Raw genomic sequence first — 23,278 nt, 5'->3', positions numbered from 1 at the left:
TTGACGACATCAACGAGCACTATTTCATCGGCCATGTGGATCCTCCCCCGGTGGGGAGGATTTTGGCCTGATCTGTCTTGCAGGAATGGGGCGACTAGCTGCGTCGCTTTAAAGGCCGCAACTTTTTCCACCATCTTTTCACTCGTTGCTTCAACGGTGGCATGGGCGCGTCGGCCCGCCACAACTCCAAATACGGAGCGACCTTCTCCGGAAAAACAAACTGCATCTGCGCCATCAACTCGCGAATGTCTTCTTGGATTCGATCCCGCAGTTCCTTGCGTTCGGCCTCGCTATCTTCGTCTTCGTAAGCGACAGTCGTAGTGGCAATACGCGCGACGAGTCCCATGTAGTCCTCGACAAGCCAATCAACAATTTCCTGATTGAAGAAGTAGCCGAATCTTGGCCTCTGTTCGACTAGCGACGAAAAGTCTTCTACATCCCATGGACCAACGCCGTGCCCGTACCGGATTACCTTGTCGGCTGTGGCTTTGAGTTGGTCGACGAGTTGGACCCTTCGATCAAGTAGAGCGACATCGATCTCCTTGTGCGCTACCCGAAGATGCCGCTGCGCTGTTCGCGCGGACATGAACGCTGCATACGCGCTCGCCCCTGCCGCAATGACCTGCAGCCAAGAATCTGTACCTGCCATCCTCTTCCCACCGTCGTTGTACTTGCTCGAAGATACCAGGGCGCGGAATGCAAAACGCCCCAACGGGGCGTCTTTCCTATGGGCGTTGGCGGGCAAGACGGGACAGGCCATCACAAGTGCTCCATATAGGCCAAGAAGTCGATGGGCGCAACCGTTCCTACCTCTTGCAGGCGGTTGAGAAGTGCGAAGAGAAAGAACGCCAACGCCGTCTCGTGAGCACTGCATTTGATTTCCCCGCTCCGCACCTGGAAGGCGCCTGCGGTGGCAACACATCCCAGGTCGATCGCATGATCACCGGTCAATTTGGCCATTGCGGCTGCAAACGCATCACCGAACGGCGGCGTCCAGGAAGGCTGCGTGCAGAGCAAGCCGGCCAGTATGGCAATCGGCGGCTTCGCCGGCGTCTCCCCTCGGATGTCTACAGTTTTTGCACTCGTCCGATAGAGCGCGCGGACCGAAGCTGCCTTTGCACCGGCGTATTCGAGGTGCGCCTTATCCAAGCTTTGCTTAACCTCGAAGACAGCGTAGACCGCTTCCGCGGGCACGTAACGGAACCCCTCGTGCTGCATCACTAAGTGACTGTACTGCCGATCGTAGATGACGATGTCAATCGAATCACTGCGATGCCCACGACTGTCAATCACAGTTGCCTTGTCGGCGCGGTAGCGCTCGGGCAAGTGCTGCCGTAGCATGGTCAGCCAGTTTGCTTCCACCGTGCCACCTTTGTCCCCTGGATGGCCGATGGTCGCGCGAGCAAGTTGGAGTTCAGCAGCTAGCTTCGCCTGAAGGGAAGCAAACAGCTCCTTTAGACCCACGGCATTTGCCATATCATTTCACCAGACGAAGTTGCTATATGAGGGCTGAGATCGGGCAAAGGCAGCCGACCGAGAGATCAGTTGCTTTTCCGCCAGCGTCAAATCATCAGAAATGCAGTTTGCGCTATTGGCAGGGTCCATGACGCGATGGCTTGACAGTTCATCTCGCAGCCACTCGAGGGCAAGCGAGAAATTCTCGGCCAATCGGCCCACGCGGCAACCGCGAAGTGCCTCCATGATGCACAGTTCCAAGTAGAAGGAAGGAAATTCCAATCCCGCAAGATCCCTCCACAGCTTCATCAATCGGATCTCGTTCACCCGCCCCGACTGACTGACTGCCTGAATGTGAAGCTGTACATTTGTCTGGCGCCACGTGTTGCCGCGCCGGTGGTACAGCGAATGCCAGTTCTGATAGCCCTCCTGCTGTCGGCCCGGCACCAAGTCGATGGAGAGACCTTTAACCGTAATCCCTATCGACACGTTTTGCGGGCGAGGATTCCAGCCCCACGCTTGGGCTGCTTGAAACAGCTTGCCGTAGATGCCCTGCAACGATTCCGGAGTTCGAGGGGTTAGAGAGATGAACAGATCCATGTCGGTCGAGCAGCTATTGGCAGTACCCTTCGCCAATGACCCGGAGTACGTCACTGCGGCCAGAAATGGTCCTGCCCACTGCGCGATGGGCGCATAGATCTGCTGCTCGGCTACGGCTTGCGTATAGGCCGTATTCACCTGATATTTTTGAAGCAAGTCGGCTAGATATTGGTCTGCCATGGATTTCTTGGGCGGTGGCCTAGATTCGCCAAGCGTGCCAGATTTTTGCTCAGACCGGAGCTGCGACTATCTGCCATAGCTGCAGGTCCCGTTCTTAGTGAGCGCCTCGGAGCAGGCCCTGCGGTCAACCTCGCAGATCTCTTCCGCTACTTAGGGAGAGCGGTCCTGCGAATTGGCAGAACCGAACTTTCGCCAGTCTTGACTTGTCCTTCGCTTTGCGCGGCCCAACGACCGATGCTGGCCTGGGACTGGCTGTTGGCCACACTCACCACTAGCAGTCCTTGGCCGACACCGCAATCGCGCCGAAGGTCAGCTGTCAAGCACAACCACGAACTTGCCCTCGCGGCCAGTTCCGGGCATTCCCGTCGGGCAGCTTTGTGGCGCCACGTTGCGCAGTTGGACGCTTTAAAACAGGGCCATCGAATCCAGAGGGCTGCGCACCGCTCCTCTGCCAACCTTCAACACGTGCGTGTAGATCATCGTGGTGGCGAACATCGGCGTGGCCGAGCATGGACGGCGACACTCATCTTGGCCGGCTGAACGACAAGCATGATGGCCGGTGGTGAGGAGTCGAAGGCGGCGTAGCCGCCGTAGACGACGAGCTACCGGCGGCGCCGGTTTGGTGGGGGTTCACGATGACGGGTTCAGGTCTCAAGAAGAGGTCGACCCCCGTGTCAGGTTCCCGAATCACCGATCAGCAGGTACGCCTCTATATGAACACCCGCAAGAAGAAATCCCAGGAGTTGGCCGCAGCCAAGGCTGGCATCAGCGAGCGCAGCGCGCGACGCATCGAGAGTGCGGTGACGCTACCCTCGCAAAACCCGCGGCGCTACTGGCGCTCCAGGCCTGATCCATTCGCTGATGTCTGGGACGCGGAGGTCGTTCCGCTGCTCAAGAACGCGCCCAAGCTGATGGCCGTCACGCTGCTGCGCAAGCTCCAGGACGATCACCCGGAGCGCTTCCCGGATGGCATGGTGCGCACGCTGCAGCGGCACATCCGTCAGTGGCGGGCCTTGCAAGGCCCGCCCAAGGAAGTGTTCTTCCCCCAGGAACACGCGCCGGGCCATCAAGGTCTCTCGGACTTCACCCCCGTGGGCGACTTGCGTGTCACGATTTCCAACGCGCCCTTCGTCCACATCCTGTACCACTTCGTTCTGGCGTTCTCGCGCTGGGAGCATGTCGAAGTGGTCGAGGGTGGCGAGACCTTCGAGGCTCTGTCCAAGGGCTTGCAGAACGCCCTCTGGCAAGCTGGCGGCGCGCCGCAGGAGCATCGCAGCGACAGCCTGTCGGCGGCCTTCAAGAACCTGGCAGAAGAAGAGGATTTCACCGTGCGCTACACGGCGCTGCTGGATCACTACGGCATGGTGGGCACGCGCAACAACCGAGGCGTGAGCCACGAGAACGGAAGTGTCGAGTCCTCGCATCGATACCTGAAGGAAGCCATCGATCAGGCGCTGCTGCTGCGCGGACATCGCGACTTCGAGGACCGGCTGGCCTATGAGGGGTTTGTTCGTGAAGCCGTGATGCGGCGCAACCGGCGCAATGCAGCTGCGTTTCGCATCGAGCGCGAACAATTGCAGGATCTGCCCCCGCGGCGTACCACCGACTTCGTCGAGGAGGAGGCGCGCGTGACGCGCTGTGGCACCTTCACCGTACGCGCCATCCTCTACAGCGCGCCCTCGCGCCTGATCGGTCACCGCCTGAAGGTGCGGCTTTACAGCGACCGGCTGGATTGCTACCTCTCCGGGGCGCTCGTCCTGACGCTTGCGCGCGGCACGCGCTCGCCCGGCACCTCCCGCGGCCGGGTGATCGACTACCGGCATTTCATCGAAGAGCTCAAGCGCAAGCCCCAGGCATTCAAGGGCTTGTTGTTCCGTGACGCATTGTTCCCGCGCGAGGCCTACCGCCTCACCTGGGAGCAACTCGACCTGAAGCTGACGCGACGTCAAGCCTGCCAGACCATCGTGGCGCTGCTGGAGATGGCCGCTCGCGACGGTGTGGAGGGCGTGTTGGCCGAGCGACTCGATGCGCTGCGCCTGGCCGGCGAATTGCCCGACGTGAAGCGCTTGCGTGAGGAGTTCGCCCCGCGCAAGACCGAGGTGCCGCAGATCACGATCGCGATGCCCTCGCCGAGCCGATACGACGCGCTGCTGTCGAGCGAACACGAAGACGAGCCGGAAGAGGTGCCAGCATGACCGCCGCTGCATTCGAGCCCGGGCGCAACGCCTTGATGCTCAACGAGTTGCGCCTGCCGACGATCGGCAGGCTGTGGTCGGACTTTGCGGAGCGCTCGGACAAGGAGGGCTGGCCAGCAGGTCGCTTCCTGGGCGGCTTGCTGGAACACGAAGTGGCTGAGCGCGCGAAGCGCCGCATCGAGCGCCATCGCGTCGAGTCGCGGCTGGATGTGACCAAGACACTGAGCAGCTTCGAGTTCGCCGAGGTGCCTATGCTGTCGAAAGCCCATGTCATGGCGCTGGCCAGCGGGGATTCGTGGCTCGAGAAGGGAGCCAACATTTTGATTTTTGGTCCCCCAGGCGTGGGCAAGAGCCACGTCGGGTGCGGCATCGGCCACGCGCTGATCGAGGCCGGCCGACGCGTGCTGTACATGCGCACCAGCGAGTTGGTGCAGCGCCTGCAGACTGCTCGCCAGACCCTCCAGTTGCCCCAGGCGCTTGCCAAGCTCGACCGCTACGACCTGCTCATTCTTGACGACATCTCATACGTTCGGAAGGACCAGGCCGAGACCAGCGTGCTGTTCGAGCTGATCGCCGAGCGCTACGAGCGGCGCAGCATCCTTATCACCGCCAACCAACCGTTCTCGGGTTGGGACACCGTATTCCCGGATGCCGGCATGACCGTGGCTGCCATCGACCGACTGGTTCATCACTCGACGATCTTCGAGCTGAACAACGTGGAGAGTTACCGCGGCAAGGTGGCTGCCCGGGAACAGAAAGTCCAGCGCGACAACGACAAGACGAATCGCCGGCGTCAATCATCCAGCGACAACGACAACCAGTCCAAAGGAGCGACAACGATAGCCCCATAAAAAACGACATTCACCCCTGCCCAACCGGCCAAGATGAATGTCGTTTAACCGGCCATGCTGCTTGACGCTATCCACCGAGCAGATCCTGCACCGTGCGAATGTCATATCCGGTTTGCAGTAGATGCGTCGCGAACGCGTGACGCAAGGTATGCGGCGTGGCAGGCTTGTCGATGCCTGCGGCTCGAACGGCCCGTTTGAAGGCGCGCTGGAAGGTTTGGTCGTACACGTGGTGGCGGCGCACAACGCCGCTGAGCGGATCGGTCAAATGGTGGCCTTGCGGGAACACCCAGAACCATGCCCAAGCCGAACCGGCGCGCGGGTACTTTCGCTCCAGCGCGTGCGGCATTTCCACGCCGCTGCGATGCTCGGCGGCGTCTTGCTGCCAGATGGAGCGAGCGCGGGCCAACTGCTCGCGCAAGGGCTGGACAAGGCGCTCCGGCAGCATCACCACCCTGTCCTTGCCACTCTCCCCCTCGCGCACGATGACGGCGCGCATGCCGAAGTCCAAGTCTTTCACCCGCAACTGCAGCGCCAAGCTTAGGCGCAGGCCCGTGCCGTACATCAGCCTCGCCAGCCAGCCGTGCTCGCCGCTGAGGCCGGCCAACAGCGCCAGCACCGCGCGGGTGAGCACCACCGGCAGGCGTCGATCTGGGCCCGCCGATCTCGTTCAGCCAGGGCAGCTGCAGCACCTTCGTGTAGAGAAAGTTTAAAGCCGACAGGGCTTGGTTGTGCGTGGACGCCGATACGCCGCGCTGGCTGGCCAAATGCTGAAGAAAAGCCTCCACCTCCGCCGCGCTCATATCCGCCGGGTGACGCCCGCCGTGGAAGCGGATGAAGGCCTTGCACCAATGCAGGTATGCCTCTTCCGTGCGCGGGCTGTAGTGAAGGCCCCGAATGCGCTTGCGCAGTTGGTCCAGCAGGTGAACAGCGCGCAGCGCCGGCAATTCGCGCACGACCACCGACGGCCAAAGCCGAGCCCTGGCGGCATGTGAGGAGGGCCATTCCCGGAGACTTCGTGCATGATGACCTACGTCGCGGCGCTCTTCAGACCGTTGCCGGACCCTGTACTCGGGCACCGTATTAGGCGGCAGTATCATACTGGATGAAAACATGGGGTATCCTATTAGCTCCATAACAGTCCGCTGGTGATCAGCTATGAGTCTGGCGCCGGTCGCTGGAAGGGATTACCCAAAGAACTGGAACGAATTTCTGGATTGGTTCTCGTCGGAAGACGATTGCATTGCCTATCTTGAAAAACTCCGGTGGGACGGCGGATTCAGTTGTCCCAAATGCGGTGTGCTTGATGAGGCGTACCGAGCTAGCCGCACTCGTTTGATGTGCAAGCATTGCCAACATCAGACGACAGTCACAGCGGGCACCATCTTCGACAAAACTCGCACTCCCCTGCGAGTGTGGCTTGCTGCCGCTTGGTACGTGACGAATCAAAAGCAAGGGGTTAGCGCGTTGGGCCTCCAACGAGTATTGGGCTTGGGCAGCTACCAAACAGCTTGGACGATGCTGCATCGGTTTCGCAGCGCGATGATCCGCCCCGGGCGGGAAAAGCTTAAGGGCGTTGTCGAAGTCGATGAGACCTATATGGCCCTCACTGACCGGGAAACCCCAGCGAGCAGAGGAAAGAGCAACACCTCCAAATTGCTGGTTGCGATAGCGGTGGAACTGCTAGAGCCGAAAGGGTTTGGGCGGCTTCGACTTCAAAGCATTCCGAGAGGTTCGGCGCAATTCTTGATTCCATTCATCGAAGCCAATATCGAGCCGGGCACTGAAGTACGAACCGATGGTTCAGCTGCATATGCCACTCTTCCGGATCTCGGCTATGGCCATCAGCGTACGGTGATGCTCGGTTCGCCGGTGCCAGCTCATGTCTCGATGGCGGGAGTGCACAGACTCGCGGCGTTGGTTAAGCGCTGGGTATTAGGGACGCATCATGGCTCTGTGCAGCCCCAGCATCTCGATGCTTATCTCAATGAGTTCGCGTTTCGCTTCAACCGCCGCACTTCAGGGTCTCGTGGCATGTTGTTTTATCGACTGCTCCAGCAAGCCGTGGTTGCGGACCCAATCACCTATGCCAATGTGACGCGAAAGAAGGCCAAACGAAGGCAGCAGTGAGAGAGGTCGTTCAACCAAATTTTGACTGCAACTGTTGGATGGCTACCGCCGCCGTTCGTCTGGGATCGGCCATGACCCGCCGTTCATACTTGCAAGAGGAAGGACCGCTGTACATCCACAAGCTGACGTCGCCCCGGCGCTGTTAGCTACCGCGGTTTGAAGCTCTCCGCGAGCTATGCAAGAGCGACGTCTTCGACAAGGCGATCGCCAAGTTCGCCACAGCCTATGCGGACCAGAGCGAACGCGGCCACGAGATCTTGAAAAAGGCAGTGCAGTCAGGGCGTGTGGACGTGATTGTCGAGCCCAAATGAGCGCCCGACGATGGTTACTTCAAGGGCGCGCCCAACGTGCTGATTCTCTCATCGGTTGGAGTTCGCACATGAATCACACCTCTACTCTTGCCGCCAGCGCGCATCTGTGAGCGCCCCGCGCTCGCGCGGCCCACGAAGTGGGTGGTGCCGTGCCGCGCCGCCGCCGGGTAGGCCAGGCCGATGCCGATCATGCCCAAGTCATGTAGTGGAGGATGGGCGCAAAGCCGGTCACGAATCCGGTGATGAACAAGCCGAGGCTACGAATTTCCAGCCCAGGTCGACGGTCGAGAGGACCGAAGGCCGGCTGCGCAGGCTCATCGCGGCGATTGCGCTGGTGGCCATCACTTCAGCTCCTCGAACTCGCCCGGACGCCAAGCCTTCTCGAACCATGGCTCCAGCGGGCCGTAGAGGCGTAGCACGGCGAACCAGCCCTTGTCCGGCACGGTCTGCGTCCAGTTCGCTTCCTTGCCGGCCGGCGCCTTCGGGCCGTAATACAGGTCCACCGAGCCGTCGGCATTGACCAGAAGCTGGTCGCGCTTGTTGTTCTTGCTGGGGAAGGGCTGCTTCGTCTGCAGTTCCGAGCGCGTCTGCGTGTCGTAGAGCACCACCGACCAGAAGTCCTTGGCCGGGACGTTGGCGGGGACGTGCAGACGGTAGCTCTTGGCGCCGTCGAAGGGCTTGCCGGTGCTGTCCATCGCATTCATCGCGTATTGCGAGCCACGGCCTACCAGCTTTGCGCTCATGGCCGGCGTGTTGACGACGGCGATGTAGAAGAAGTTGGTGCGGGCATCCAGGTTGCGGCCGGACACGCCATCCACGTCGAGCCAGCGGTAGTCGCTGCCGACGAAGCCGTCGGTCCAGTGGCTGCCCTGGAACTTGGCGGCGCGCGCGTCGCGGTTGCGGAAGAAGATCGAGCGCGCGGTGGCATTGCCGACGGCGGCCGACTCGGCGAGGATCTTCTTCATGCGTTCGTCGGGCGCGAAGGGCTTGCCCTTGCGGATGCCGATGGACGCTGCCAAACCGCGCGCCTCCGGGTCGAGCAGGTCAAGCGGCTCCTTCTGGATCATGCTGTCCACCTCGCGGTAGAAATCGATGTCGTTGGCGTGCACCGTGTTGTAGGGCACCTTCGAAGCGTTGATGAACTGCATCGGCGGCGGATTGGCCGCCTTGTCCAGCGCGTAGATCTTGATGCCGTCGCGGAACTGCTTCGACGCGGCGTCGGGCTTGCCATCCTTCAGGAAGCCGCGCAGCACCAGCAGGTTCACGGACGAGGGCGAACGCGCAATGTAGTAGTCGCCGCCCTCCTCCTTCGACTTGGGCAAGGCGCCCTTGTAGTCCGTGGGCACGATCAGGTACTTGCCGCCCTGCCCCCGGTCGGGGCCCGGTCCGCCCATGTCGACGACGAAGCGGAACAGCGCATCGTTCACCGTGCCGGGGCCGCTGCCGGGCGGGACCTCGACCACGGTCGGGCCGTCGGCCTGCAGATCCAGCATGGCCAGGCAATAGACGGTGTCGGTGTTGCCGGTGAGCAGCAGCGGATTGGAGTCGAGCAACTGGTCGAAGATGAGGGCTTGGTGGCTCTTGACGGCACCCAGCCCGGCTTGGCCTTCGCGGATCGCCTCCATCGAGGCCGCCGGGATAAAGTTGAGGAAGACCTCGACGCCGCGCAGGAAGTCCAGGTTGCCGTAGGCCTTCTCGGCGGTCTCGGCGGTGGGCACGCCGTCGACGAACTTGAGCGTCCCCAAGCGCGTTTGCACCGTGTCGGGCGTCATGATTTTGGCGGGGATCGGGGTGTTGAAGCCGGGCGTCGGCGGCGCGTCGGCGAAGGTGAGCGGGCTGACGATGGCCAGCGCGGCGGCGAGTGCCGTGGCGGCGAAGTGCTTGCAGGGTACGGTGTTCATGGCCTGTCTCACTGTCAGCCCATCAGTCGCACGAGGCTCGGGTAGTGGTTGGGCAGCAGACGCGAGAGCCAGTGCAGGGTCGAGGAAAACTTGCCAGTGAGGATGCGGCGCTTGCCGCGCTCGATGCCGTTGAGCACGTCCGCGGCCACCTTTTCTGGCGGCGTAACCATCAGCTTCTTCGCGATCGCGGTGAAGCCGACTTCCGCCTCGCCGGCGTTGACCGAGCGGCGTCCGGTTTTCTCGATACTGGTCCGGATGCCGCCCGGATGAACGCATACCGCGCGCACGCCACTGCCTTCCAGTTCCTGCCACAGGCACTCCGTAAGGCCGCGCACACCGAACTTCGAGATGTTGTACGCGCCTTGGGACGGGTAGCTGACGAAGCCGAACACACTGGAGATGTTGACGATCCAGCCCTGCTTCTGCGCCAACATGGCGGGCAGGAAAGCCTTGGTGCCGTAGATCACGCCCCACAGGTTGATGCCCAGCTGCCACTCGATCTCTTCGATGGTCAGGTGTTCGATGGTGCCGATCACGGTGGCGCCGGCGTTGTTGAACACTAGGTGCGCCGCGCCGAAGTCGCGCGTCACATCCCTGGCATGCGCGTCGAAGCTCTCTCGGCTCGACGCGTCGAGCCGGTAGACCCGGACTTCGGCTGCACCGCACAGCGAGCGGGTCTGCGCGAGGCCGTCCATGTCGATGTCCGACAGCGCCAGGCGCGCGCCTCGCCTGGACAGTTCGAGCGCGAGCGCGCGGCCGATGCCGGAAGCGGCACCCGTGATGACGGCAACCTTGCCGGTAAAGAATCCCATGTCTGTCTCCTGGAGTTGCGTGATGAAGTCGTGGTGCAGCGGCGCCGGGCGCAGGCATGCCTCGGCGGCACGCCGTGCCGCTCGTTTCTCTGTGCTGTGATGTGTTCTTCGCAGTGACGCGCAGCCTTGTGGGCGGCGTTGTCTTCGCATGCGAAGAGGCTTGCGCGCGTTAGCGCCTCAGGGCTGATTCGGCATACGTGGCCATGTGTCTTGTCTCCAATTTTTGGTGTGCATTTCGTCGGCCTCGGCGCTGTTTGCACGCCTGCCGATAGAGATGAATTCTCGAAGGGGAGGCCCCTTCCGAATTTGTTGCTTGGCGACAGAGATTTGTGATTGAATGCCACGCAATCCAGACGAGGAACCCACATGACGGCGTACCTGCGCGGATGGGTGCTGCGAGGCATTGCGGAGCTGATCAACAAGCTGGGCGGCGATGCGCATCTCTACGAGGTGCGCTTCAAGCTGCCGCTGCATCGCGCCGACGTGGGCGAGCTGAATATTCCCGCCGCGCCGCTGATCCGGCTGCTGGAGGCCTGCGCCGAGGACCTGGACTGCGCGGACTTCGGCATCCGGCTGGGCCTGGCGCAGGGCCGCGACCCGATCGGCCCGATCGCCGCCGGCATCCAGGCCGGCACCCTTGGCGAGGCCATCGAAGCTGCCGTGCCCTACATGAACATGCTGAATCCCGCACTGGCGCTGGAGTTTCAGCGCACGTCCAAGGGGCCGCGCCTGGCCTACCTGACCCAGGTGCCGCGTCCGGGCATGGCGCGCCAGTTCGAGGAATGGTGCCTGGCCATCAACCTGCAGGTGATCCGCCACCTGGTGGGCAACAACGTGCGTTTTCGCGGCGTCTACTTCTCGCACGCACCGCTGCTGGCGGCCGACTTCTATGCGCGGGTGTTCGGCTGCCCGGTGCGCTTTTCCCAGGGCTCCTTCGGCGTCGACTACTTCGCCGGCGACATGGCGCGGCCGACCCGCGAGCACAACACCGAGATGAAAGCCATCGCGGTCGACTACATCGGCAAGATCGCAGAGCCTTCACAGCTGGCTTTCGACGAGCAGATGGACGCTTGGATCCGCAAGCTGCTGCCGCAGGGCCGCTGCCAGCTCGAAGCCATCGCGCAGGAACACTGCGTCAGCGTGCGCACCTTGCAGCGCCGGCTGGAAGAAAAGGGGCTGGTGTTCGAGAAGCTGGTCGACGACGTGCGCCGCGAGCATGCTGCGCTGTACCTCGGTGACCGGGTGCTGCGCATGTCGCAGGTGGCCGCACTGCTGGGCTATGTCGAGCAGAGTTCGTTCTCGCATGCGTTCAAGCGCTGGTACGGCACCACGCCCAGCGCCTGGCGCAAGGCGCGCTGACGCAAGTGCTCAGACCGCCACGTGCCTGTGCAGGAACGCCAACTGCGCGCGCACGTTCTCGTCCAGGTAGTCACCGTAGTAGGGCTGGAAGTGGTCCGACGCATGCAGCGTGAAGCGCGCGTTTTGCATGCGGCCCGCGGCCTTCTGCGCGACCTCGGCCGAGACGATGCTGTCGTTGGAGCCCGCGATCACCAGCGTCGGCACCCGCACCCGGCGTGCCTTGCGGATCGGGTTGTAGCGCGGGATCTTCAGCGCCACGCGTGCCAGCACCTTGTTCTCCCACGGCACGTCGAGGATGGCCTGGAGTTCCTGCATGCCGCCCCAAGCCTCGGGACCGGTCAGCACGGCAAAGTCGCCGGGGCGGCCGACCACGGGCAGGTAGTGCGGCTTGCCGATGAGGCTGCCGGCCAGGTCGCGCAGCCCTGCCAAGGTGAGCTTGAGGACTTTCATGAGGGGCATGTGCGCGACGGCGCCCAGCCCGCTCATCAGCGGATGCCCGGCGATCACCGCCGCGATGCGGTGCCCGCGCGCCGCCATGCACACCACGTGCCCGCCCGACAACGAGGTGCCCCACAGCACCATGCGCTCGCCGTCCACATGCTGCAGGGACTTCACGTGCCGGATGGCCGCGTCCCAATCCTTCAGGTGGCGGAACGGATCGACCCAGTGGCGCGGCAGGCCTTCGCTGTCGCCGAAGTTGCGGTAGTCGAACAGGTAGACGGCATAGCCGGCCTCGACGAAGCGCTGTGCATGCGGCATCAGCATGGCGCGCACGCCGGCAAAGCCGTGCGCCATGACGATGACCGGCGGGCGCTCGCCCCGGCTGGGCAGCAGCAGCGTGCCGGCGCAGTGCAGGCCCGCGCTCTTGAAGGAGGAGTCGATGCTCTTCATGATCGAAGCGCCCGCGCTCAGGCAGCCGCGGAGAGCGGGGCACTGCGCGGCGCCGTGCCGCGGCCGGCATGCGCGCTGCCGAACTCCAGCGCCGCATCCTCCACCGGGTCCTTCAGCAGCATCACATGGTCCTTTTCCGGGCTATGCAGGATGCGCCACGGCAGCCCCTTGCCTTGGCGCGGCAACGCCGCCGAGCCGCGTTGCGCATAGCCCGATTGCAGCGCCGCGACGATCGATTCGTTCTGCACCTGCCCCTGCGGCGCGCGCGCGGTGACGACGTCGATGCCCTTGGCATCCATGTGATTGAGCAGGCGGCAGATGTAGGCCGCAGCCATGTCGACCTTGAGCGTCCAAGAGGCATTGATGTAGCCGAAGATCCAGCCCATGTTCGGCACGTCCTGCAGCAGCGTGCCCTTGTAGGTCATCCGTTCGTTCACCGGGACGGTCTTTCCGTCCACCCGCAGTTCCATGCCGCCGAAGGACTGGATCTGCAGGCCGGTTGCCGTCACGATGATGTCGGCCTGCAGTTCCTTGCCGGACTTCAGGCGGATGCCGTTCTCGGTGAAGGTGTCGATATGGTCGGTCACGACCGAGGCCTTGCCGGCGCGGATCGCCTTGAACAGGTCGGCATCGGGCACCGCGCACAGGCGCTGGTCCCAGGGCTTGTATTGGGGCGAGAAGTGCGTCATGTCGAAGTTCTCGCCCACCTGCTTGCGCACGCCGGCCAGCAGCAGCCTGCGCACCTGCTCGGGCCAGCGCTTGGAGGCCTTGTAGATCACGCGTGCCAGCAGCAGGTTGCGCTTGCGCGCCATGCCGAAGACCCAGCGGTCGGGCAGCACGCGCTGCAGTACCTCGGAGATTTTGTCGTACGAGGGCAGCGAGAACACGTAGCTGGGCGAGCGCTGCAGCATCGTGATGTGGGCCGTCTTGTCGGCCATGCTGGGCACCAGCGTCACCGCCGTCGCGCCGCTGCCGATCACCACCACGCGCTTGCCGCGGTAGTCGAGTTGCTCCGGCCAGAACTGCGGATGGATGGTCTGGCCCTTGAAGCGCTCGATGCCGGGGAAGCTCGGCTGGTAGCCGGCGTCGTGGTTGTAGTAGCCGGTGCAGCTCACCAGGTAGCTGCAGGTGAAGGTGACGTCTTCGCCGCTTTCCTCGTCGATGCAGCTCAAGGTCCAGCGCTTCTGTCCGCTAGCCCACGAAGCCTGCGTCGTCTTGATGCCGAAGCGGATCTTCCTGTCGACGCCGAACTCGCGTGCCGTATCGGTCACGTACTGGCGGATCGACGGCCCATCGGCCAGCACCTTCAGTTCGTGCCAGGGGCGCAGCTTGTAGCCGAAGGTGAACATGTCCGAGTCGGAGCGGATGCCCGGGTAGCGGAACAGGTCCCAAGTGCCGCCGATGGCCTTGCGCCGCTCCAGGATGCCGACGCGCTTGCCGGGGCATTCCTTCTGCAGATGGCAGGCCATGCCGATGCCGGACAGGCCGGCACCGATGATCAGGACGTCGTAGTGGTTTGTCTCCATGTCTTTCTTTCGCATGTGTGTGGATGGGTTGTCGGATGGCAGGAGTATTCCCGTCGGCCCTCTTCTCTTCTTGACACGACGAGACGATTGCTTGACATTTTGAGACATGACTGCATTTGTTCGATCGAGCGGCCTGCAGGGATATGCGGGGCTCATGCGTCGCTTGGGTACAGACCCCGGACCCTTGCTGCGGCGCTACCACATCGCGGCAAGCTCGCTGGCCGACGAGGAGGCACTTCTATCGCTGCGTGCGTGTGTCCAATTGCTGGAGGCCAGCGCCGTCGCGACGGGTTGCCCTGATTTCGGATTGCGTCTGGCGCTGGCTCAGGACATCAACGTGCTGGGCCCATTGGGGATCATTCTTCAGAATGCGCCTTCGGTCAGGGAGGCTTGGGACTTCGTTGCCCGCCACCTGTTCGTGCACAGCCCCGGGCTGGTGATAGAGATTCACGAAGAAAGCCCGACGATCAAGGGCGCTGCGGAGATGACCGCGGAGATCCGCCTTGCCAAGCTTCCTGCGCAGCGTCAGACCATCGACCTGTGCCTGGGCGACATGCACCACATCACGCGGTTGCTTGCGGGAGAACGCTACCGGCTGCTCGGCGTCGCCATCCCGCACGCACCTTTGGCGCCCATCGCCACATACAAGCGTTTTTTCAATGCGCCGGTGTTCACGGAGCAACCGCGGGCAGCGCTGTACATCAGCCGTGAAACGCTGCACACAGACATGCGCGGCGCGAACCCCATCCTGCGACAGATCACCGAGAACTATCTTGAGATGAACTTCAGGGACCCCGGTGAAAGCGTATCGGCGCGTGTGCGACTCGCGCTGCGCCGGACCTTGGGGACCTCGCAGGGCAGCAAGACCGAGGTCGCGCTACTTCTGGGCCTACATCCACGCACCTTGCAGCGCCACCTGGCGATTGAATGCACGACCTTCGAGACGATTCGCGAAGACGCGCGCAAGGAGGCCGCGTTGCACTATCTTCGCGAAACGAAGCTGCCCCTCGGCCAGCTCGCCGACCTCCTCGGATTTTCCGAGCACTCTGCGATGAGTCGTTCCTGCCGCCGCTGGTTCGGTGTGCCTCCATCAGCACTGCGCGAGAGCGAGCGGGCGAAGTAGCTGTTCGCGCGCGAACGCTGCGCGAACTTGGCGGGCTACTTCTTCTGCCCTCCGAAAGGGATGGCCAGTGTGATCCATGTGTTCCACCCCTTGGGCCGGTTCCGGGCCTCGAACTCGTAGTAGCCCTTGAGGTTGACGTACCACTTCTGCCCACCCACCGGGAAGAAGTAGCCGATCTGCGGGCCGACAGCGTAGACCCGCGACTTGAAGTCCCCGAGGGTTGCACCTGCACCGCTGTCGCCCGTCAGTTGTTGATAGAAGTAGCCCACCAGGCCGACATGCAGTTGCTCTGAAAGAAACTGCGAGGCCGCCCAATCGAGGTGGCCGTCGATGCCGTTCTGGTAGTCCGTGTCGGGATTCTCGAAGTTGTAGGTGAAGCCAAGCGTTGCAGAGAACTCGTGGCCGGCCTTCGGGTCGAGATAGGTGTAGCCGCCGCCGGCGTCCAGCGACCAGTGGTTGGTGCCCAGGTTGGCCAACCGCTCCGCTTGATACGCGCCGACCGGCACGCCCGCCATCGTGTAGGCCATGAAGTTGTGGACACCGCGATTCCATTTCAGGTAAGCAGACGGGTACAGGTCGCCTCCGCCGGTCAGGGAGTCGCTTTGACTTCCTGTTCGCGTGAGGCCACCCGGACCCGTCAGCGTCGCGTCCACGCCGACTTTGGTGCGCCCGAAGACTCCAGCGACGCTGACGCTGGCCTGTCCGCCCAACAGGGGCTCGGTGAACACGTAGGTGGGGATGGCGAACAAGAGGTCCGCCGTCACGTCCAATCCTGCCCTCACCTGCCCGCCGCGCGGGAACGATTTGCCGACGCCCGCATCCGCGCTGGTGTGGTAATACACGAGTGGCAGAGACCAGCCAGGATCGCCCGGTACGGCTGCGAAGCTGCCGAACTGCCCCGGCAGCCAGAAGCTCATGCCACCCTCGTCGGCCTGCGACACCGTCGATGCGGAGACCAGCAACGCCGCGGCGGCGAATTTGAACTGTCCAGCTTGCATGGTGGTTGACTCCTCGCAGCAACCGTCGATGAACACTTGAAGCACTGACGGATCTCCCGCCGTATCGTCGAAGGTCGGAACCCGCCATCTCGTTGGCCTGCCCAGTCCTTGCGAACCGGTCAATGGCAAATCATCGGTGCGCCTGAGTAGATCCAGAACGCGCCCGCCGCGATGCCGCAGAACCAAGCCACGGCTTGCCATCGTCCGTCTTGCCAGAACCACTTCACGAGAAAGCGTTTCATCGCCGTTGAGGCGCCGCTCTGCGGACACCGGCAACCGCATAGCAAGCGCCCACGAAATAGACCAGGATGCTGAGTCCCTGCAGCGCCAGCCACGTGTTCTTTCCGGCCTGCACCGGTTCAAAAAAGAAGTTCGGCCAGACCATGTTGCAGACGGCGTAGCCCACACCGGCCGTCACGAGTTCGGCGACGAGTCCGTAGGCGCAGAGCGTGGGCGCCAGACGCTCATGGCTGGAAATGCCCGGCGACGCACCTTGGCGGACCGCGGCGAGGTAGCACAAACCGATGGCGATCATCCCAAGGCTGCCGGTCTTGAGCGTCATCTCGGCCAGGATCGCGGGACAGCCCCACCACAGCGTGACGTTCTTCAGGAACACCGGGCCGACATCTCCCGCCTGCGCGCCGGGGAAGTAGTGCAGGATCGGAATGAATCCCACGACGAATCCGGTGATGAACAGGCCCAAACCCCAGCGGATGAATTTCCAGCCCAGGTCTGCGTGCGTGACCGCTGCTTCGCCGCGCATGGCCATGGTTGCATTGCTCATGACGAACTCCTTCCGATGTAATGGGTGAGCTGCCCGAGCGGCAGCAATGTCCTGGTCGGCGTGGCTCACTTCACCAACTCGATCTCGCCCGGTCTCCAGCTCTTGTCGAAGAAAGGTGGCAATGGGCTGTACAGGCGCAGGATCGTCCACCAGCCCTTCTTGGGATCGGTCTGGATCCAGTTGCCTCGCTCGACACCGGCAGGCTGTGTCGGCGCAAAGTAAACCGTGGTCGGGCCGTCGGCGCTCGCCTTGGCGGCAGGTGATGGATAGGTCTGGCTGCCCGCGCGTGGATAGCGTTGCGGGGTGTCGAGCATCGAGCGCGACTGGTTGTCGTACACGGTGAACGACCAGAACCGGGCGGCCGGAATATTCGGCGGCAGGGTGACCTTGTAGGTCTTGCTGCCATCGAATGGGTTGCCCTGGGTGTCCCGGAAGTTCTCAAGATACTGAGAGCCGACGTTGGGCAGGCGCATGGCCATGGCCGGCGTGATGCCGGTGACTGAATAAAAGAACCAGGTTCGCGCGTTCAGCTTGCGCGCGCCATCGTTGGGATACGGCTTGAGCCCATCCTTCGTGATTTCCGCCGGCGGCGTCATGAACTCATGGCCCCCGACCCACAGTCCATTGATCCACTGGGAGTCGGCGCCGTAGTAGCCAAAGCCCTCCGATGGACGCCCACCGATCGACATCGCCCGACTGGCGGCATTCGCCACGGCGAGGCCCTCGGTGAGGATCCGTTTCATGCGGGCATCGGGATTGAAGGGTTTGCCTTTCACGATGCCGATCGCGGCGAGATGGCCTGCGATCTCGGGATCCATCACGCCGGCAGGCTGCATCTGCACGGCCTCGTTCAGCATCTCGAAGAAGCTGAAATCCGTGGGCGGGATGGTGTTCATCACCTTGCCGGTGCCTTCCACGAATCGGGGGCTGGCCGGCTTGCTCAAGGTGCCGATGGTTGCCTTCCCGGCCAGATAGCTGGCGATGCTCGTTCCCTCGCCGCCAGGCACATAGGGATAGATCCTGAGCGTCTTCTTGACGATTGCATCGACGGGCTTGGGATCGTTGTTCTGCAGGAACGCCCGACCCACCAACGCGACATGGGTCGTGTTGGACTTGCGCACGTAGTAACCGCCTTCGGGCACTTCGCCTGTGTAGCCGGGGGGCAGCAGCACGTATCGTCCGCCCTGCCCGCGGTCGGGTCCGGGGAAGCCGAAATCGCCGATCCAGTTCCAGAACATGTCGTCGAAGATGCCCAGACTGTCCGGCGGGGTCTCGACGACGAGTGGCCCCTTGGTCAGGCCAGGTAGGCCCAGAAATAGTAGGTGTCGGCATTGGCCGTGAGGAAGAGTGACTTGGCATCCATGAGGCCCGGCGTCACCAGGACGTCGTTGTCGTTGACCCCGGCCGCCCTGAATCCCTTGAGAAGCGCCAGTTGGTTCACGGCTGCATAGCCGCCGATGACTGCCTCGATCGCATGGACGTAGTCCAGTTCGTCGAAGAGCTTCTGCGCGGTGGCATTGTCGGGGAAGCCGTCCTTGAAGTTGAGGGGGCCAAGCCGGCTCGATTCCACACGATCCGGCGTCCTGATGGCCTGGGGCATGTCGCCTTGGGCGCTGGCAGACATGGCGGCGACGGCGAGTGTGAGCATCGCGACAGCGGCGACAAGGTTGTTGGTTTGCCTGGTTTTCATGAGGGGCTCCTCGAAATGTTGTACGGCCGAACCTTTGCCTACTTCACCAACTCGATCTCGCTCGGTCTCCAGGTCTTGTCAAAGAACGATTCGAGCGGGCTGTACAGGCGCAGGATCACGAAGTACCCCTTGCCAGGCGCTGTCTGGATCCAGGTGCCCTCCTTGGCAGCGGCTGGCTTCGTCGGGGCGAAATAGACCGTGGTGGTGCCATCCGCGTTCGCGACCGCAGCCGGTGAGGGAAAGGTCTGGCTGCCCGCGCGTGGGGAGCGCTGCGGCGTTTGCAGCATCGAGCGGGTCTGGTTGTCGTACAGGGTCAGCGACCAGAACCTGGCTGCGGGGATGTCCTTCGGCAGCGTCACCTTGTAGGTCTTGGCTCCGTCGAAAGGGGTCTTGTCCGGATCCGTGAAGGCCATCAGGTACTGCGAGCCGACGTTGGTCAGCCGCATGATCATCCCCGGCGAGTCCATCGTGTAGCCGTAGTAGAAGGCCGCGCGCGAATCGAGGGTCCGGGCGCCCGTTGGCGGGAAGGGCTTGATGCCTTCCTTGGTCACCATCGGTGGCGGCGTCTGGAAGTCATAGCCGCCCTGCCACAGCATGCTGGCCCACGTCGATTTCGGGTAGTAAGCCCAACCGGGATAGTCGGCGGCTCCCCAGTTCAGCACACGGCCGGCTGCATTACCCACGGCGGCTGCGTCCGTGAGGATCTTCTTCATCCGGGCGTCCGGATTGAAGGGCTTGCCTTTCGCGATGCCAATGGCCGCCAGTTGGCCCGAGAGCTCGACATTGAAAGACGTCGCGGGCTCCATCTGCACCAGCTCGTTGAGCATTTCAAAGTACGAGAAGTCGTTCGGTGGGATGGTGTTGAAAGCCTTGCCACTGGCCTCGATAAACTTGGTCGGCGGGATGGCTGCGGCAGGCCCCGGCCTGACCTTGCCTTCAAGGATGGTGGACAAGCCGGTGCCGTAGCCTCCCGGCCGGTACGGATAGATCTTCAGCGACTGCTTGATCGACGCCGCGGCGGGCTTGGGATCGTTGTTCTGCATGAAGGCGCGAACGGCGTAGAGCACGTGCAAGGTCTTGGAGTGGCCTACGTGGAAGCCGCTGTCGGGAAGCGGGCCGTCATAGCCCGGTGGCACGACGAGGTACTTGCCGCCTTCGCCCCGGTCAGGGCCGGGAAAGCCGATGTCGATGACCCAGCCGAACCACATGTCGTTGATCGTGCCGAGCTGCGCCGGCGGCACTTCAATGACCAGCGGGCCCTTGGTCAGGTCGAGCGCGGAGAGCGTATAGAGGGTGTCTGCATTGGGGGTGAGAAAGAGCGAGTTCGAGTCCATCAGCTCGGAAAACATGACGACCGTGTTGTCTTCGGCCCCGATGCTCTGGAAGCCTTTTCGGATCGCATACGCCGACACGCCCGAGATGCTGTTCATGAAGGCATCCACGCCGCGTATGTAGTCCAGGCTGTCGCGCACCTTCTGCGCCGTCGCCGCGCTGGGGGCGCCGTCCCTGAACTCCAGCGTGCCGATGCTGGTTTCGACCTTGTCCGGCGTCGTGATGGCAGGCGGAATCGTTTGGGCGATGGAGATCGCGGTAGCGACGCTGAGCGACAGCGCGAACGTCGCGGTGATGAGTTGTCTGGTTTTCATGGAGAGATCCTCTGTGTGGTGTGTGGTGTTCGCTCATCTCATGGGCTCGATGTCGGGCAGCTTCCATGTCCCGTCGAACAGGCCCGCCTTGGGGGTGTAGAACCGCATCATTGGGTAGAAGCCCTTGCCGGGCAGCGTCTCGATCCAGTTGGCTTCCATGCCTGCGGGAGCGCTTGCGAGGGGCCCGAAGTACAGGTCAATCGAACCGTCCGCGTTGGTCTTGAGTTGGTCGAGCGACGAGCGCGCCGAGTCGTTGGACGGGTTCTGGATCATCGAGCGGGTCGCGGTGTCATAGAGCGTCAGCGACCAGAACTGCTGGGCCGGTGCATTGGCAGGCACGCGCAGGCGATAGGACTTCCCGCCCACAAGCCGGTCACCGTTCCTGTCCTTGAACGCCTGGGCGTAGTTGCCGCCAGGACCCGCCTTCATGATGCCCAGCGCAGGCGTCGTGTAGATCGCGCCGTAGGTGTAGTGCAGCCGTTCGTCGATCTGGCCGTATGAGTCGGTTTGCTGGACCGGATTCACCTGGAACACCCAGTGCCAGTTCGTGCCGGGAAACGGATCGATTCCCAGACCTTCTCCAACCTGCCGGAATCGGTCGGGTCCGTCGAACAGCATCACACGGCCCATGGCATCGCCCATCCGTGCAGCCTCTTCGAGGATCGCGCGCTGCCGGGCATCGGGCTTGAACTCCTTGCCCTTCTCAATGCCCAGTGGCTTGACCATGGCCATGTAGAACAAGTCACGCGCCTGGACGGGGTTGTTGTTGATGAACGCCGACAGACGCTCCCAGTACGCCATCCCCGTTGGCGGGGTCGTATCCATGACCTTCCCCGACATGGACGTGAACTTGTTCGGCCTGGGATCGCGGCTTTCGCTCAGCGGATAAACCTTGACCCGCTTGACGGTCTGCACCGCGCCGTTCCTGTCGCCCTTCTGGACGATGCCGCGGACCATGACGTTGTAGTTGTTCATCGTTCCCTGGAGGACGTAGTACCCCGTCTTCGGGACGTTGCCCTTGTACCCGGGCGGCAGAAGCAGGTACTTGCCGCCCTTGCCGCCGTCGGGCCCGGGCAGGCCAACGTCGGAGATGGATCTCTGCCAGAAGTCGTCGATGATTCCGACGAGCGCGCCAGATGGGATCTCGACAACGAGCGGTCCCGACTTGCCAAGGTCCACGTTGGTGTACCCGTAGATGGTGGTGTCATTGGCCGTGAGCCAGCGGCCCTTGGGGTCGGCGTAGTTGTCAGCGATGACAATGTCGGTGAGATCAGCGCCGAGGTCGCGCAGGGTGCCAACGCGAATCGACTCGAACGAAACCGCCGGGTAGCCCCACAAGTAGGCTTGCACGGCGCGCTGGTAGTCCATCTCGTCGAACAGCTTGCGCGCTGTCTCCTCGGAGGGGAATCCGCTCTCGAAGCTCAGTTTGCCGATGCGGGTATCAGTCGTCTGCGGCTGCACTTGCGTGGTCTGCGCGCACCCCGTCATCGTTGTGACGAAGAGCGCCAGCACGGCCGCGGCAGTGCTGTGCGTCGCCTCTGGGCGCAGCTTAGGGTTGCATTTCATGGTGTATTCCTTTGCAGTTCCCGACATGCGCGAAGACGCTTTCTCTTCATTGCAGGAAGCCCGACGAGAGGTAAAGCCGACCTGCGAGCACGGCATCGACCGCCGGCATCAAGTCGGTCGCCAGGCAACGTTTGAGGACCACCGCGTGTGCCCCCGCGGCCAGCGCAGCTTCTGCAACCGTGCGCTCGTCGTGCACCGACAGCAGCAACAACTTCGCGTCGGGGGCGAGCGCGCCGATTCGGTTGAGCAGGCCGCTCAGGTCGCCAGCAGACAGGGACATGTCAACCAGCACAACCGCTGGGCCCAGGCGTTCGGCGCCTTCGAGCAACGCTGCTTCGTTGGCGACCATGAAAACGGCGTCGAACTGCGTTTCCAACAGCCCACGGACGCTGTCACGCAGACCATGATGGCGGTCCGCCAGCAATACACAGCTGTGCTGGCGGTTCATGGCCGTTGGACAGACGGGGTGGCCACCCGTGCCGCGGTGTTGTTCATCGCGCTTCTCCGGTCGTTGTGAGTCTCTACCTGCTCCTGGATGCATCCAAGATAGGTCGAAGCGCTGCGAAGCGCATCCCGAAAAATTACGGGATGTGGCACCGGAAAAATACGGGTTCTGTGACCGGAAACTACGTGATCAAGCCGTTTGTCATCGCGTAGAGGATCAGCTCGGCGCTGTTTTCGAGGCCCAGCGTCTCCATCAAGCGGTACTTGTGATCTTCAACGGTGCGCGCGGAGAGGCTCAGCGCAGCGGCGATGTGCTTGGCTGAATGCCCCTGCGCGAGCAACTGAAGGATCTCGCGCTGCCGCAGCGTGAGCGCCGCGGCCGGGTCGGCTTCCTTCTTGCCTGCCGAGCGGAACACCTCGGCGGCCAGGTCCGGGGCGATGAAGGTGCGGCCCTGCAGTGCGGCACGCACCGCGAGCACCAGCTCCGCCGGTGCCGAGTGCTTGAGCACGAAGCCCAACGCGCCGGCTTGCAGTGCTCGGCGAGCATAGGCGGGGTTTCGGTGCATTGTCAGGAACACGACCCGGACCTGAGGGTTGTCTTGCTTGAGTTGAACCAGGGCGTCGATGCCGTTGAGATGCGGCATCGAGATGTCAGCCACGATGACATCGGGGTTCAGCTCGCGCGCCGCGGTGACCAACGCGCGACCGTCCTCGACAATGCCGGCAAGTTCAAACTCTTCAGCCAGCAAGCTTTTCAGCCCCTCGGCGACCATGCGATGGTCGTCGGCCAATAGCACGCGCGGCTTGGTCATGTGCAAA

General features: G+C 62.9%; 21 protein-coding genes and 1 pseudogene. 5 read left to right on the top strand and 17 right to left on the bottom strand.

What is annotated here, in order from left to right; all coding sequences use genetic code 11:
- Window positions 1-94: 94 nt before the first annotated feature.
- Genes QTI66_RS00335 through QTI66_RS00325 form a run of 3 tightly spaced genes read right to left on the bottom strand, consistent with a single transcriptional unit; the run spans window position 95 to window position 2,235 of the window.
- Window positions 95-760 (bottom strand): hypothetical protein, encoded by a 666-nt coding sequence (locus QTI66_RS00335; RefSeq protein ID WP_286556655.1) that lies wholly within the window; start codon window positions 758-760, stop codon window positions 95-97.
- Window positions 760-1,476, bottom strand: coding sequence for a DUF6602 domain-containing protein (locus tag QTI66_RS00330; RefSeq protein ID WP_286556654.1), 717 nt, complete (start codon window positions 1,474-1,476; stop codon window positions 760-762). The genes QTI66_RS00335 and QTI66_RS00330 overlap by 1 nt, the downstream gene beginning before the upstream one ends.
- Window positions 1,477-1,482: 6 nt before the next feature.
- Window positions 1,483-2,235, bottom strand: coding sequence for a nucleotidyltransferase family protein (locus QTI66_RS00325; RefSeq protein WP_286556653.1), 753 nt, complete (start codon window positions 2,233-2,235; stop codon window positions 1,483-1,485).
- A gap of 671 nt (window positions 2,236-2,906) precedes the next feature.
- Here QTI66_RS00325 and istA point away from each other — a divergent pair.
- Both istA and istB read left to right on the top strand, forming a co-directional pair.
- The gene (gene istA, locus QTI66_RS00320; protein WP_286556651.1) at window positions 2,907-4,430 is read left to right on the top strand and encodes an IS21 family transposase; all 1,524 of its coding nucleotides are present in this window, start codon (window positions 2,907-2,909) and stop codon (window positions 4,428-4,430) included.
- Window positions 4,427-5,281 (top strand): IS21-like element helper ATPase IstB, encoded by an 855-nt coding sequence (gene istB / locus QTI66_RS00315; protein ID WP_444814930.1) that lies wholly within the window; start codon window positions 4,427-4,429, stop codon window positions 5,279-5,281. The genes istA and istB overlap by 4 nt, the downstream gene beginning before the upstream one ends.
- A gap of 67 nt (window positions 5,282-5,348) precedes the next feature.
- Here istB and QTI66_RS39885 read toward each other — a convergent pair whose 3' ends face one another.
- Together QTI66_RS39885 and QTI66_RS39880 are read right to left on the bottom strand one after the other, a co-directional pair.
- Window positions 5,349-5,915: a tyrosine-type recombinase/integrase gene (locus QTI66_RS39885; RefSeq protein ID WP_444814929.1), complete on the bottom strand. Its 567-nt coding sequence runs from the start codon at window positions 5,913-5,915 to the stop codon at window positions 5,349-5,351.
- A gap of 97 nt (window positions 5,916-6,012) precedes the next feature.
- A pseudogene (locus QTI66_RS39880) lies at window positions 6,013-6,378 on the bottom strand (phage integrase N-terminal SAM-like domain-containing protein); the annotation flags it as partial.
- A gap of 58 nt (window positions 6,379-6,436) precedes the next feature.
- On the opposite strand from QTI66_RS39880, the gene QTI66_RS00305 reads away from it, so the two are divergent.
- Window positions 6,437-7,408, top strand: coding sequence for an IS1595 family transposase (locus tag QTI66_RS00305; protein ID WP_444814928.1), 972 nt, complete (start codon window positions 6,437-6,439; stop codon window positions 7,406-7,408).
- A gap of 652 nt (window positions 7,409-8,060) precedes the next feature.
- Here QTI66_RS00305 and QTI66_RS00300 read toward each other — a convergent pair.
- Window positions 8,061-9,620 carry a DUF1254 domain-containing protein gene (locus QTI66_RS00300; protein WP_286556648.1) on the bottom strand — a complete coding sequence of 520 codons (1,560 nt, stop codon included), beginning with the start codon at window positions 9,618-9,620 and terminating at the stop codon, window positions 8,061-8,063.
- Between the two features lie 14 nt (window positions 9,621-9,634).
- Window positions 9,635-10,432 (bottom strand): SDR family NAD(P)-dependent oxidoreductase, encoded by a 798-nt coding sequence (locus tag QTI66_RS00295; RefSeq protein ID WP_286556647.1) that lies wholly within the window; start codon window positions 10,430-10,432, stop codon window positions 9,635-9,637.
- A 366-nt stretch (window positions 10,433-10,798) separates the two neighbouring features.
- Between QTI66_RS00295 and QTI66_RS00290 the strand changes: the two genes are divergently transcribed.
- Window positions 10,799-11,791: an AraC family transcriptional regulator gene (locus QTI66_RS00290; protein WP_286556646.1), complete on the top strand. Its 993-nt coding sequence runs from the start codon at window positions 10,799-10,801 to the stop codon at window positions 11,789-11,791.
- Window positions 11,792-11,800: 9 nt separating this feature from the next.
- Here the strand turns inward: QTI66_RS00290 and QTI66_RS00285 are convergent, their stop codons facing one another.
- Both QTI66_RS00285 and QTI66_RS00280 read right to left on the bottom strand, forming a co-directional pair.
- Window positions 11,801-12,682 carry an alpha/beta hydrolase gene (locus tag QTI66_RS00285; protein WP_286556645.1) on the bottom strand — a complete coding sequence of 294 codons (882 nt, stop codon included), beginning with the start codon at window positions 12,680-12,682 and terminating at the stop codon, window positions 11,801-11,803.
- 17 nt (window positions 12,683-12,699) lie between these two features.
- A complete protein-coding gene (locus QTI66_RS00280) occupies window positions 12,700-14,208 on the bottom strand; it encodes a flavin-containing monooxygenase (RefSeq protein WP_286556644.1) in 1,509 nt (502 codons plus the stop codon).
- 106 nt (window positions 14,209-14,314) lie between these two features.
- On the opposite strand from QTI66_RS00280, the gene QTI66_RS00275 reads away from it, so the two are divergent.
- Window positions 14,315-15,331: an AraC family transcriptional regulator gene (locus QTI66_RS00275; RefSeq protein WP_286556643.1), complete on the top strand. Its 1,017-nt coding sequence runs from the start codon at window positions 14,315-14,317 to the stop codon at window positions 15,329-15,331.
- Between the two features lie 35 nt (window positions 15,332-15,366).
- Here QTI66_RS00275 and QTI66_RS00270 read toward each other — a convergent pair whose 3' ends face one another.
- From QTI66_RS00270 to QTI66_RS00235, 8 genes are all read right to left on the bottom strand, one after another.
- Window positions 15,367-16,329 carry a SphA family protein gene (locus QTI66_RS00270; RefSeq protein WP_286556642.1) on the bottom strand — a complete coding sequence of 321 codons (963 nt, stop codon included), beginning with the start codon at window positions 16,327-16,329 and terminating at the stop codon, window positions 15,367-15,369.
- Window positions 16,330-16,567: 238 nt separating this feature from the next.
- The gene (locus QTI66_RS00265; RefSeq protein WP_286556640.1) at window positions 16,568-17,113 is read right to left on the bottom strand and encodes a hypothetical protein; all 546 of its coding nucleotides are present in this window, start codon (window positions 17,111-17,113) and stop codon (window positions 16,568-16,570) included.
- A gap of 65 nt (window positions 17,114-17,178) precedes the next feature.
- Complete coding sequence (locus QTI66_RS00260; RefSeq protein ID WP_286556639.1) at window positions 17,179-18,351, bottom strand: DUF1214 domain-containing protein; 1,173 nt, start codon at window positions 18,349-18,351, stop codon at window positions 17,179-17,181.
- Window positions 18,352-18,407: 56 nt separating this feature from the next.
- On the bottom strand, window positions 18,408-18,803 hold the full coding sequence (locus QTI66_RS00255) for a hypothetical protein (protein ID WP_286556638.1): 396 nt from the start codon (window positions 18,801-18,803) through the stop codon (window positions 18,408-18,410).
- 38 nt (window positions 18,804-18,841) lie between these two features.
- Window positions 18,842-20,449, bottom strand: a complete 1,608-nt coding sequence (locus QTI66_RS00250) for a DUF1254 domain-containing protein (RefSeq protein WP_286556637.1) — start codon at window positions 20,447-20,449, stop codon at window positions 18,842-18,844.
- Between the two features lie 33 nt (window positions 20,450-20,482).
- On the bottom strand, window positions 20,483-22,015 hold the full coding sequence (locus tag QTI66_RS00245; protein ID WP_286556636.1) for a DUF1254 domain-containing protein: 1,533 nt from the start codon (window positions 22,013-22,015) through the stop codon (window positions 20,483-20,485).
- 46 nt (window positions 22,016-22,061) lie between these two features.
- Window positions 22,062-22,463 (bottom strand): response regulator, encoded by a 402-nt coding sequence (locus QTI66_RS00240; protein WP_286556635.1) that lies wholly within the window; start codon window positions 22,461-22,463, stop codon window positions 22,062-22,064.
- 178 nt (window positions 22,464-22,641) lie between these two features.
- Window positions 22,642-23,271, bottom strand: a complete 630-nt coding sequence (locus QTI66_RS00235; RefSeq protein ID WP_286556634.1) for a response regulator — start codon at window positions 23,269-23,271, stop codon at window positions 22,642-22,644.
- Window positions 23,272-23,278: the final 7 nt, after the last annotated feature.

The organism is Variovorax brevis (assembly GCF_030317105.1).
GTDB lineage: Bacteria > Pseudomonadota > Gammaproteobacteria > Burkholderiales > Burkholderiaceae_C > Variovorax > Variovorax brevis.
The sequence above is the reverse complement of the archived record's forward strand: the minus strand, read 5'-3'. Positions and strand labels throughout refer to the sequence as shown.